This window comes from Methanobrevibacter sp. (assembly GCF_017410345.1).
GTDB lineage: Archaea > Methanobacteriota > Methanobacteria > Methanobacteriales > Methanobacteriaceae > Methanobrevibacter.
In genome coordinates this window covers 102,945-115,199 of record NZ_JAFQQZ010000045.1, presented here as the reverse complement: position 1 = coordinate 115,199, position 12,255 = coordinate 102,945, and the positions used below count along the sequence as shown (strand labels likewise).

13 protein-coding genes are annotated in these 12,255 nt (G+C 32.3%); 9 read left to right on the top strand and 4 right to left on the bottom strand.

Annotated elements, in window-relative coordinates:
* The first annotated feature begins 213 nt into the window (after nt 1–213).
* The 5 genes from IJE13_RS06695 (at nt 214) to rbr (ending at nt 3,505) form a co-directional block, all read left to right on the top strand.
* Entirely contained in the window at nt 214–1,014 is an 801-nt protein-coding gene (locus tag IJE13_RS06695) for a hypothetical protein (protein ID WP_292778538.1), read from the top strand.
* Nucleotides 1,015–1,155: 141 nt separating this feature from the next.
* On the top strand, nt 1,156–1,593 hold the full coding sequence (locus IJE13_RS06690) for a hypothetical protein (protein WP_292778536.1): 438 nt from the start codon (nt 1,156–1,158) through the stop codon (nt 1,591–1,593).
* Between the two features lie 95 nt (nt 1,594–1,688).
* Nucleotides 1,689–2,111, top strand: a complete 423-nt coding sequence (locus IJE13_RS06685; RefSeq protein ID WP_292778534.1) for a hypothetical protein — start codon at nt 1,689–1,691, stop codon at nt 2,109–2,111.
* A 53-nt stretch (nt 2,112–2,164) separates the two neighbouring features.
* The gene (locus IJE13_RS06680; RefSeq protein WP_292778532.1) at nt 2,165–2,794 is read left to right on the top strand and encodes a 5-formyltetrahydrofolate cyclo-ligase; all 630 of its coding nucleotides are present in this window, start codon (nt 2,165–2,167) and stop codon (nt 2,792–2,794) included.
* Nucleotides 2,795–2,959: 165 nt separating this feature from the next.
* Nucleotides 2,960–3,505: a rubrerythrin gene (gene rbr, locus IJE13_RS06675; RefSeq protein ID WP_292778530.1), complete on the top strand. Its 546-nt coding sequence runs from the start codon at nt 2,960–2,962 to the stop codon at nt 3,503–3,505.
* Nucleotides 3,506–3,927: 422 nt separating this feature from the next.
* On the opposite strand, the gene IJE13_RS06670 is transcribed toward rbr, so the two are convergent.
* The 3 genes from IJE13_RS06670 to IJE13_RS06660 all read right to left on the bottom strand — a co-directional run bounded on the left by IJE13_RS06670 (nt 3,928) and on the right by IJE13_RS06660 (nt 6,286).
* Nucleotides 3,928–4,428, bottom strand: a complete 501-nt coding sequence (locus tag IJE13_RS06670; protein WP_292778528.1) for an SseB family protein — start codon at nt 4,426–4,428, stop codon at nt 3,928–3,930.
* 41 nt (nt 4,429–4,469) lie between these two features.
* Nucleotides 4,470–4,877 carry an SseB family protein gene (locus tag IJE13_RS06665; RefSeq protein WP_292778526.1) on the bottom strand — a complete coding sequence of 136 codons (408 nt, stop codon included), beginning with the start codon at nt 4,875–4,877 and terminating at the stop codon, nt 4,470–4,472.
* A gap of 539 nt (nt 4,878–5,416) precedes the next feature.
* The gene (locus IJE13_RS06660; RefSeq protein WP_292778524.1) at nt 5,417–6,286 is read right to left on the bottom strand and encodes an SseB family protein; all 870 of its coding nucleotides are present in this window, start codon (nt 6,284–6,286) and stop codon (nt 5,417–5,419) included.
* A gap of 208 nt (nt 6,287–6,494) precedes the next feature.
* On the opposite strand from IJE13_RS06660, the gene IJE13_RS06655 reads away from it, so the two are divergent.
* The 3 genes from IJE13_RS06655 (at nt 6,495) to IJE13_RS06645 (ending at nt 8,172) form a co-directional block, all read left to right on the top strand.
* Nucleotides 6,495–6,971: a hypothetical protein gene (locus IJE13_RS06655; RefSeq protein WP_292778522.1), complete on the top strand. Its 477-nt coding sequence runs from the start codon at nt 6,495–6,497 to the stop codon at nt 6,969–6,971.
* 34 nt (nt 6,972–7,005) lie between these two features.
* Complete coding sequence (locus IJE13_RS06650; protein ID WP_292778520.1) at nt 7,006–7,521, top strand: hypothetical protein; 516 nt, start codon at nt 7,006–7,008, stop codon at nt 7,519–7,521.
* A gap of 312 nt (nt 7,522–7,833) precedes the next feature.
* Nucleotides 7,834–8,172 carry a hypothetical protein gene (locus tag IJE13_RS06645; RefSeq protein ID WP_292778518.1) on the top strand — a complete coding sequence of 113 codons (339 nt, stop codon included), beginning with the start codon at nt 7,834–7,836 and terminating at the stop codon, nt 8,170–8,172.
* Nucleotides 8,173–8,207: 35 nt separating this feature from the next.
* On the opposite strand, the gene IJE13_RS06640 is transcribed toward IJE13_RS06645, so the two are convergent.
* Nucleotides 8,208–8,522 (bottom strand): hypothetical protein, encoded by a 315-nt coding sequence (locus IJE13_RS06640; RefSeq protein WP_292778516.1) that lies wholly within the window; start codon nt 8,520–8,522, stop codon nt 8,208–8,210.
* 519 nt (nt 8,523–9,041) lie between these two features.
* Between IJE13_RS06640 and IJE13_RS06635 the strand changes: the two genes are divergently transcribed.
* Nucleotides 9,042–12,236, top strand: coding sequence for an ATP-dependent DNA helicase (locus IJE13_RS06635; RefSeq protein WP_292778514.1), 3,195 nt, complete (start codon nt 9,042–9,044; stop codon nt 12,234–12,236).
* The last annotated feature ends 19 nt before the right edge of the window (nt 12,237–12,255 follow it).

Here is a 12,255-nt window from a genome sequence, read left to right as displayed (position 1 = left end):
TAGGTTTCTTTTTTCCCAATTTTCATTACATGAATTTATTGCATGAAATTTCATGTTGTCTTCATGTATCCATTTTAAATTTATTTGTTTTTAGCTATTTTTTACAAATTTCTTTTTATTTTTTCATTTTTATTCTAAAAATGCTTTAATTTTTATATAATTTTTTATAATTAAATAATAAGGTTTATAAAGGCATAAAACATATTATTAAATATGATTATCAAGACTGGGAAAATTAACAAATCAAGAGGTAACATTAGTCTCACAATCGGTAAGGAAGATGTGAAAAAACATAATCTTGAAGAGGGAGATTTTGTAATTCTGACCCCTGAGGAATATGAGGAATTGAAGACCTCTTCCGAAATTGAAGTTTCCACTTTGGAAGTTGTCCCAGATGATGAAGCTGTTGTGAAACTGGAGTATGATCTCAAGGAAGCCAAATCCAAGGAAAAGATTCTTTTCTCTAAAGTGGAAGAATTGGAGAACATCAATTTGGAACTTACCACTAAATTGTCCCAACTTGAAAAGGCAAATTATATCAATGGCAGTGTCTTAACCGATGCGGAATCCAATTCCCTCATTGATGAAGTCAAGAAGCTAAATGGAGACATTGATGATTTGAATAGTGAAATCAAGCAATTGAATAAGGATTTGAATGAATCAAATGAGGAAAGGATAGAATTGTTGCAGGACATGAATGTTCTAAAGACCAAGATGAGCTTTGATGCAGGAGAACTGTCAAGACTCCGTGAAAGAGAGGAGAAGCATAGGGAAATCTTTGAAATAATCCTTAGAACAAACAAGAACATGCTTGATGAGGTCGTAAACAAGACATTGACCGCTACCATCAATGAGATAAATAAGGAATTAGGTGAAACCAGCATCATAAGAAGAATCAGGGGACTCACCATTGTCAAGGAACCTGAAATTCATAAGTCAGCCATTTCCAGCAAGGCTTATGATCAGCTGGAAGAGCTCATTCCAGACGAATATTTGCTTGAAAGTGGGGAATAATTTATTTTCATGAAATGTTTTTAAATGTTCATGTAGATTACTTTATCGAAGTTTTTTAATAAAAAATATATTTTTCAGTCTATTTAATCAAAATTTTTCATAATTATATAGTTTATTGGGTTTAATTAATTAGGTGATTCTATGGAAGAAGTCCAATTCGATGAAGAAGGTATCAAATTCAGATATCTAAGTAACTGGAAAGAGCAGAATAAGGAAATGATTGCTCCAAATTGTATAAAAGCTTTAGTGAAGGTTGTGGAAGGAAATCCGTCTACAATCACTGTCTATAAGAATGATGCTGGTGATGTTGAAGCTGTTGCACAGCTTGAAGAGCCATTCAAGGAAAACTTCCAAAAGCAAGGTTGGAATATTGTAGAATCCAAAATATTAAACCTTAATGACATGCCTGTTTATCATATTGTTGCAAGCGCTGAGGAAGGTGGAAAGACTTTGGAAAACAACACTTCCGCATTGCTCAATGATGGAAACATGTATGTGTTTGAATTGATGCACTTCAAGGAATTCCCATATGCCTACAATGACTATTTGGCCATTATGGATTCCATTGAATTCGAATAGTCAAACTTTTGTTAAAAAAGTTTGATTAAAATTCTTTCTTTTTTTATTTAATTTTATTTTTTTTCTTTATTTCATTATTTTTAAAGGAGTTTCACATGTCTAATATATTTCAAAATGATGAATTGAGTTTCAAATATCCGAACAATTGGAAATTGGTTGAAGCAAAAGACATTGAAAATTGCATGGCTGTGCTTGACTGTGACAGCAAATTCAGCAGAGTCATGGTCTTCAAGTATCCTGAGGAAGGATTGTCCATGGATTATCTTAAAAGTGCCATTGAGGACATTCCAAGGGAGAGCAGCTTGATTGTGGAGGATTCCCATTTGACCATTATCGGTAATAAGGAAACTCATGAACTGATTGCCAAGGATACCAGTCATAATCCTATCTTGAATACCCATTCCCTATCAACAATTAATAATAGGGATGCATTCAGCTTCAATTTCCTGGCCTTTGGAGAGGACACTCCAGACAAGGACGGATTTATGATGATGTATAAGACTTTAGAATTTAAATAATCGAATTCTTAGCTATTTTTAATTTATTTTATTTAATTTTATTTTTTGATATCATGTCCCTAAAAGAAGAAAAAGAGCATATAAGGAAATCAATTTATGATAAATTGTTTAATGAATGCCAGTCACTTAGACCTAATGGGGATTATGGTAAGATTCCTAACTTTAAAGGATTTGATATTGCAGCTGAGCTCTTGGCAAGCACTGATGAATGGAAAAATTCAAAAACTGTTTTCTGCAGCCCTGATTCCGCTCAAATTCCAGTTAGATACATTGCTTTAAAGGAAAATAAGAACATTGTCATGGCAAGCCCTAATCTTGAACATGGCTATCTGTATCTTGAAGGAAACAAATTGGTTGGAAAAGAAAAAGAGGCTTCCACTAAAGAAGGAGCTTTTGAGCACTGTTCCAAATTCTTCGATTTCGGTGGGGATTCTTTTGATATGGCTATTGATATGGTCGTTGAAGGTTCTGTTGGTGTGGACAGGCTTGGAAACCGCATTGGTAAGGGAAAGGGATTTGCAGATAGGGAAATCGAAGATCTTTTCAATAGGAATCTAATCAGTGAAGAGACTCCTTTAGTCACTACCATTCACCCATTTCAATTAGTTGAGTATGTTCCAATGGAAAGCCATGACAGGAAATTGAATATGATTGTCACAACGGATGAAATCATCAGGATTTAATACTTTTATCCATTCTATTTTTACAATTAAATCTTGCATATAAAAAAATTTTAGAAATATTTATTAACATTCAAAACTAAAATAGTTTTAAGTAGTTTAAACTACTACTGAATTCTTATTTATTTAAGAATTAACACATGTGTTAAAAAAATTTAGGTGATTATAATGGCAGATTTAAAAGGTACTAAAACCGAAGCTAACTTAGCAGCAGCTTTTGCTGGTGAGTCCCAAGCTCATGCTAAATACCAATATTTCGCAAGTAAAGCTAAAAAAGAAGGATACGTACAAATCCACGATATCTTTATGGAAACTTCCAAAAACGAAAAAGAACATGCTAAAATTTGGTTCAAACTTTTACACGATGGAGATGTTCCAGACACTATTGCTAACTTAAACGCAGCAGCAGATGGTGAAAACGAAGAATGGACTGCAATGTACAAAGAATTCGCAGAAACCGCAATCGAAGAAGGTTTCGATGAAATCGCAGGTTTATTCACCATGGTAGGTAACATCGAAAAAGAACACGAAGAAAGATACAGAGCTTTACTCGCAAATGTTGAAGGCGAAACCGTCTTCAAGAAAGCAGAAGAAATTGAATGGAAATGTATCAACTGTGGTCACATAATTAAAGGAACCGATGCTCCTGTTATTTGCCCAGTATGTAAACATCCTCAATCTTACTTCGAAGAAAGAGCACTCAACTTCAAATAAGTTGACTATTTTAGCTATTAATGATTTTCATTAATAGCAATTTTTTATTTTTTTAACTATTTTTAATTTGTATTTCTAATTTTTACAAATCAAACAGAATTATTATTCTATTTTTTTGGTGATAAAGTGTCTAAAGAGGATAATTGTCAAATGGGAGATAATTGTTCAAGCGGTACTTGTGCACCGGTCAGTCCTTTTTCAAAAGAGGGGATTTTATTTTTAATTTTTATAGTGGTTTTATTGACAATTCTATTTTTCGTATTGTTTTATAGTGGTTATATCTAGACAAAGTAATTACTAAAGATTAGATTATGTAATTGATTCAAAATAATGGACTAACCATTTAACCAATAAATGTCTTTTTAAAATAAGTAGTATTTTAATCAATCGTCTTTTTAATTATTTCATATGCAAATTTTTATCTATTTTTCTTCTATATCCTCTTCCATCATTTCCTCTTCAATCTCTTTCATCAGGTCTTCAAACTCTCGCTCTTCATCAAAGAGATTCATGAAGTCATCTATGCTTATCTTATATTCATTCTCTGCACTTGGATTGATGATGATCTGGTCAAAGTTTTCTTGTATTGGAAGAATGGACTCATATAAGTCCCTCATGAATAGGGAACCTACAGTTGTATTCAATTTGACGTCATGGATGTATTCCTCATCTGTAAAGATAGGGATGACCTTGATTCCATTTGGGCCTATGAATGACTTTAAGTGAAACTTGACTTCCTTGTTGATTTCATTCAATCCATTAAGGTTAATGTTTTCAAGGTCCAGTGAATCAAGTTCTATCTGAAGGGGAACCAATAATTCGGATTTCCTCAGTTCATTCAGGAAATGCTCGTTTTCCTCTTCGGTCATTTCTGACCTTATCTTCATCAATGATTCAAGTCTGTCATTATAAAGTACGCTCATTCAAATCCCTAAAAGTTATTTTTCTCTAGAATTATCTTTTTCTAAAAGTTGTTCTTCTCTAAAAATTCATTGAAGTCTATTTTATATGAGTCAACGCTGTATGGATTGATGACAATGTTATTGAAATCAATGTCGAACTGTGCCAGTATTAGTGAGAGTTCCATCACATTTACAGCTATTGACTTTATTTGGTATCCTGCCTTTTCCAATTCGTTTGTATCTGTAAAGAGGTAAATGTTGCGGTCTCCGTTTTCCTCATCAAAGAAGCCTATCTGCAGGTCAAGAGTGTCTCCATCATTCAATGAATCCTCATCTGCCATTGCAATGACTGGAACGAAGACTTCTGATTTCAGAAATTCCCTATAGAACAGATCCGGATTCTGCTTTATCTTCACTCTTGATTTGGATTTCAATAGCTTTTTAAGTTTCTTATTGTTCAGGCTTGTCATTTCAATCAACAATTCCTTTGAATTTTCTTTTTTCTATTATTTTAACTGGTAAATAATGATTATTTTTTAAAATAATCTTATATTTGTCTTTATTTTCTAATTTAAAGGTGCAAGTAAGCACTTGCACGCGAAAAACTTTATATATGGTCTTTAACAGATTAATGATTGGGAATAAGAAATTATCCCAAAAACCTAAAAAGGGGAAAAAATCAAATGAATAAAATGGCATTAATTCATAATAGTTTTCTTTAAATTTTCTACAAAATAACAAAATCAGTCTCAATAAACTAAAGGGCTTACTCATATAATTATAATCTTTTTATTCTAAAAGTATAGAAATTGGGAAAAGGAATTATTCAATTCTTTTTCCTGATATGCTTTTTTATTCATTTTACAGAACTGATCCAAATATGCATATTCTCAACCCTTCATTGTTTTTAGGGTTGGTTCTTATTTTTCCTCCCTCCCTTTTAATTTATTTCTTTTTTTACGGATTTCTATCAGTTTGAAATTGATATTTCATGTATCTATTTTTATTTTTATTCATCATCCATCTCATCGTCATCATAGAATGGCTGGTTTATGCATCTCCATACGGAAGTGTCTCCATCCTCATCATAGAACTTTTGGAATTGGCTTCCAGGAGCTATCAAAACATTGAAATCGCTTGTATCATCGCTTTTTCCGGTATAATATATCTTTTGGCCTTGAATCATCATTATCTTGTGAAGGATTGGAAGGTTGCTTTGGAAGTTCGGGTCGGTGCTTGCCCTTAGAGGCATCTTTGCTGTAAATATTCCCTCCTTGGCCTCATTTTCCATAAATTCATATTCGGAGCGGATGAAGAACATGTAATGGTTGTCAAGCTCGACGGATTTGGTCTTTAGTGTTGCCAATGTCTGTTCAAGAGATCCTATGAAGGGATTCTTTGCCTTTTCCTTGAACAGGTCTATTAAGGTGGAAGCCTTGACCATTATGGAATGTTCGGTTTGAGGGTTTATGATGATTGATGAGAAGACATCTCCGAATCCATACAATATCTTGGCAAGGTCTCTCATATTCATCACAATGTGGTCCTTCTTAAGCTTGATTTCCTTCATTATCTCCTTCCTGGTGAATGCCACAAGTGCCCTTTCCCCGTCATTCATGTTAAGGGAAATGAAATTGAACCCAAGTGGAGGTATAGGCTTTATAACATCTATGACGCTTTGGTTTTCAATGTCAAAGACCTCTTCCTTTTCCATTTGGATTGGAATGAAAAGCTTTGCTTCCTTCAATAGCCTGAAGAATTCCTCTTCATCTGCAATGGTCATCATGCCAGGTTCTATTAGCATTATGTCTTCAAGCTCGCTGTTGTCTATTTCTAAAGTTTCATCATTGACGTTGTAGTTGTCTATAATCTCATTCATTGCATTCACCTTCGCATATCTATTTATTATTTTGTATTTTTAATTAAATAATGTTTGTTAAATTCTTCTGATTTTTTTTAGTTTAATTCTTAAATTAATTAATTAAATCACAAGTTATAAATGTATAGATTTATAGAACTATCTTTATAGCTTGTTTATAAAAGTTAAAAATTTTATAAACTATTATTTTTTGTATTGAGGTGACACAATGGAAAAAAGTTCTAAATTGAAATTAGGTTTTGTTTTTGCAATATTCTTGATTTTTATTGTAGCAATGAATCCGGCAAGCGCCGCTTTCTTTGGATTGTTTGAAGACCCTGTTCAGAATGTGACCGTTGATGGAATTGAATTCACCATTCCAGGGGAATATGAATTCAATGAAACTTCTTCAGATTTGATGTATGCATTTACTGATGATACTTTCAAAGAAAACAATGGGGACGTTAAAGTCTATAGGTCTGAAAAAGGAAATATCACAATAATGGTGTCTGACAGCAAAAACGGTAAAATTTCAAATTTATATTCAGCAGGCTATGACCCTAAAACAGTAAATGGCCATAAAGGGGCCTTGAAATACATGTCAGATCTTGATGAATATTTGTATGCCTTCCAACAAGACGGTAAGTTGGCAGTTGTTTATGTGACTAATGAAACAATGTTGGAGGATATCATTCCAGAATCCTAATGAGATGCTTTAAAGGATAATGGGTGGTGATTTCTTGAGTTCAATAAAGGACAAATTAAACATGAAGATCATTGCTGCAGCAATAATCGTCTTGTTGTTAGTCATTGTAGGATTGTCCCTATTTGGTGGAATTGGAGACAATGGAGACCTTGCGGATGTGAAGCATGTTGATTTGAATGCAGTATCTTATAGTTTCAACAGTCCGCCTGTTTCTGTTCCAACTTCAACAGTTGATGATATTTATACTGCACAGATTGGTTTTGCATTCAGTCCTAAGGAAGACATTGAGGATGTTTCCGGAATTAAATTATCCAATGTTGAATTGACTTATTCCAATGGAACTGTCGATAAGATTGCTGAAGGCGCAGATTTTGATTGTGACAGCACTCTTCTCTCTACACACGAATATGCCTTTAGGGGTTCATTGAAAATTCCTCAAGATGATGTGGAGGAGGCTTGCAATAGCGCTACTCATATAAAAGGGGAAATCGTGGTCGATCAAACAAACGGCACTGAACTTTGCATTGGCCATATTGACCAAGATTTATAAACCTGAATAATATTAATTTTTTGAATATTTTTTTATTTTTTCTATTCTATTTTTTATTTTTTGAAATAATTTTGAAAACTTTTTTAATTTTTTCTATTCTATTTTTTACAAATTAAAATTAGAAACTTTTTTATATTTATAAAATAAGTATTATATGTGGTTTTTTAAAGCCACAGAAATATCGGAGTTTATCATGTCTATTTTAAACACAAGAACTATTAAAGAGTACAAAGTGGTTGAATTAGATAAGGGCATATACTGCCTATGCGATATTTTAGGAGGAAGAAAGACTTAAAGTCTTGATTTTCTTAGGTGATTATCAAGATCTATGCATCTTGCCCTAATAGGATCAAAAGTGAAAGTCAGCTCAATGCTGTGCTTCAAGAGATTTTAGGCGAGTCAATAATCGAATGGATATATGGGAAGGATTTCTTCAAGTCTCTAAAGAAATTGGATAAAACCGTTTTATCTCAATTGCTGAAGAAGATCAAACAAATCTTTCTAAATCCGAATGTAGGCAAACATTTGTCTTGCAACCGAAAGGGTCAGCAAGAAGTTTATGTTGCAGATTCATTCAGGTTATATTATTCATTTTCAAAAAAAGAGAATAGAATTGAGTTCCTTGAGTTTTCCCACAAGAAACATCAATGATATTTTTCTTTTTTTCTTCCTTATCCCATTCCCCTTTATTTTTTAGTCAAATCCTCCCATGGAATCATTCCCAATCCAAGGGATTCTTCCAATAGGCGTACAGGAGTATTCCTTAAAAGATTTCTTTCAAATGCCCTTTTACAGTTGTCTCCATAGATATGGGGACTATCATAAATAAAACAACATTCCTTATATAACCCCAACATATAATTTGGGTCTTCTTTTTCTAAAACAGCTAATCTTTTCTTTAATGTTTTTATAAATTCATAGCTATGATATTCGAATAATAATTCCAATACTTTCTCTTTAAATTCTTCATAAGTCAACGGATAATCATTTTCTTTTAACATCATATCTCCTCCATTTTTTTTAAAGAGAGAAAAATCAAATTTTCTTAAAAAAACTGAACTCCAATTGAAAATATATTAATCTACTTTAGTGTTTCTGATTGATGTATGGTGAATAATTTTTTGGATGGCGGATATGTTTTTTTTTAAAATTCCCCTTTACATTTTTGTAAAATTACATTTGTAATAAGTTATATATAAAGTTTTCTTTAAATTATTACAAAATTAATTTTTTTATTATTATTTAAGATTTATATATTCTTAAATTAATTATTTTTATTTAAAAATAATTATTTTTATTTTAATTTTGTTATAAAGTATAAATAATTAATTTTTATTAATAATATTTATTTATAGTTATTTTTTTAATTAAAAAACAGTTATTATTAAGTATTACAAAATTATTTTTTTCTATTTTTCTTTATTTTCCTATTTTTAGGCATTTCTCGGCTGTGAATTCAAATAATAAAATTTATTAAAAACCATGACATAATCTTAATTATAAAGTTTAAGGGGAATTTTATGGAATTTGTTGGAAATCAGAGAGATGTAATTGAATATGGTAAGGGAACTTTATTGGTTGAGGCAGGACCTGGTTCCGGGAAGACCACTGTCATTGTTGAGAGAATCAAGCATCTAATTAATGAAGGCGTCAAGCCTGAATCTTTTTTAGTCATTACTTTTACAAATAAGGCTGCAGATAATTTAAAATTTAAATTGAGAAAAGAGCTTTCAAGTGAAGATGTTCTGAAAATGCAGATTTCCACAATTCATTCATTTTGTCTTGAGTATCTCAAGAACTATTGCAGCAATAAGGAAGACTACTCATCATTGACCTTAATTGATGATGACACTTCAGAAAGAAAGTCATTATTCATTCAAAAATTTAAGGGAAAGCTTGGTTTTAAAGGTTATTCCACTATCTTTGATTATCAGATTTCAGATGTTTTGAAAAAATTTGGCGAATATACCTGCTTTAATGTTGATAGTCAAAAATTATTAAGTACTATTTCAGATTCAAGAGTGATTACACAGGATTACATTGATTTTGTAGAATCAATGGACTATTTTTTAAAAAAGCGCATTGATGATTATGATAAACCACTTAAAAATGAAAGGAGGAGAAACCCTGAAGAATTTGATGAAACTAGATTATTCAGCAAATCTTGGTATAATGCAAGGTTCTTGAAGATCATTGAAGCATACCCTACCTACTTGGAGCTATTGGATGAGTATCATTATGTAGATTATGATACATTGCAGAAAAAAGCCTTGAAAGAACTGGAAGAAGACCCGGAAACTCCTTTCAAAACCATTTTTGTTGACGAGTTTCAAGATACTGATCCTCTCCAATTCAGGATCTTTCAGGAATTAAGGAAAAATTGCGATTACTTTACAGCAGTAGGGGATGTTGATCAGCATATCTATGCATTCAGAAGTTCTTTCAATGATTTCTTTGATGAATTAATCAGATTGGAAAATCTTAAACCTATACCTTTGGATGTCAATTTCCGTTCTACTGAGAATATTGTTAAATTAACAGAAGCATTCATAGACCCTCAAAGAAAGGAAACAGCCGAAAAAGAAATGGTAAGCAATGGAAAGCCTTATAACAATCCTAATTTTTTAGTTGAAAGTGCAAACAGTTCCGAAGAGGCTTCTAAGGTCTATCAAATCATCAGCACTTTAATTGACAATGGGGTTAAAGAATCAGATATCGCTGTTTTATATAGGAAGCATAGTGATAAAACCATTGCCGAGTTGGTTGAAAGATTCAATGATGGGGGCATCGACTTTTCAATTAAGGGTCAAAGTGACTTATCCGACCAAGCGGAGGTAAAATCCATCATGATCTTGTTGTGGTATATTGCCAGAAATACTGATATTGGGCATATTCCATCAAAGGATGAATTAAAAGAGTTAAACCTTAAGGCATTTTGTGGCGAATACTTTGAAACATCACTTTTCTCACTTGATGATTCAACTAAAGAATATCTTTGCAACTTGCAGGATTCTTATTATGAAGATGTTATTGGAATGGAAGAGGAAGTTGCAAATAAAAGAGGAGTAATTCATAATATTAAAAACAGGGAAGATCAAGACACTCTATATAAAATATTTGAAAATCTCCAAATGCCTATTGTTGACATTGAAGAAATCACTAACCCAACAGATAAGGAATTCTTCAGGCAATTGGAAATCATTAGGGATGAAATAAATCCAAAAGAGAATCAAGAAGAATCAGATGATCAAAGCGAAGTTGATTCTTCCGATGATGAAAGTAAAGAAAAGGAAGAACCGCTAACAATCTTAAAGGCATTTTATAAATTAGTCGCATTAAGCAATCTGTATGGTTATGAACTTTCCTATAAGGAAATTGCAAATCTTGCCATATTGTCTCAAACATTATCCAATTATGAGTTATTCATATATGAAACTGACTTTAGAGGAGCCCTATTCTTCTTAAGGAGAGCCATTGGAGATTATGATTCCTATCAGAAGGAAGGTAGTGGTGTTCAATTAATGACAATCCATGCAGCCAAAGGTTTGGAGTTTCCTGTAACTATCATAACTTCACTTCAAAAGGAAAAATTCCCTCCAGCCGTTAAAGATCCTTATCGTGAAAAGGACTATATCTTCCCAAGCGACACCTATTACACTCCAAATGACTGTTTGGAATATAAAACAATCTTGAAGGAAAATCAGAATGGCGAGTGGGTTCACAAAACCCTTTCAATTGATGAGGAAAATAGGTTGAATGTGGAAGAGGAAGACAGGGTTCTCTATGTTGCGATGACAAGGGCAAAAGATGTATTGATATTATCAACCATTGGTGAGGTTCCAGACCAAGTAAACTGGATTAGAAATCATACCATTCCTTTAAGTCTTGAGGAATTAAGTCAAGTAGAATTTGAAGAAGAAGATGAAAAGGAAGAGGGATATGAAGATGAGCTTGAAGGTCTTGAAGAGCCGGTTGTACTCAATTACTCAAAATACACCCAATATCTTTCCTGCCCGTTCAAATTTGATTTAAGTTTCAATTTAGGATTCAGACGTACTGGTTCAGCAAAGGCAGCAAATATGGGAACTGTTTTCCATGAGATTATGGAAGACCTTAATCTAAAGCTTTTGGATGGAAAAGTTGTTGATGGTGAGGAACTAGAGGAAATCATAATAAAATATTATAAGCCAATGTTTGACATTAAGAAAGATGATGATGCATTTGAGGAATTTAAAAATCATGTTAAAGAATATTATAATAACTACTCTGTAAATAGGGAAGTTTTAGAATCAGAATTCAAATTTGAGCTATTTAGAGATAATTACCTTCTAAATGGTGCAATTGATTTGGTTTATAAGGAATCTAATGGGGAAGTAGTGATTTTGGATTATAAATATGCGGAATATGATGAAAATCATATTGGGGGATATGAAAAGCAATCTTACATTTACACTTCAGCCCTTAGGGAAATTCCAGAGTATCAGAAGTATGATATCAAAAAGGCAATCATTCATTTTGTCAAAAGCGATTATCAGCATGTAGTCAATATTGATGAAGAGTTGATGGAAAAGGAAAAGGAGAATTTGTCTGTTGTAGCAAATAAAATTAAGGATGAGGAATTTAAAAAAGAGCCTGAAAAGATTAAAAATTGTGAAAAATGTGCATATAGGACCTTTTGCAAACCAAAAGAATTTGCTCATGAGTTGTATGATTAATTAAAACTTAGATAAGGAG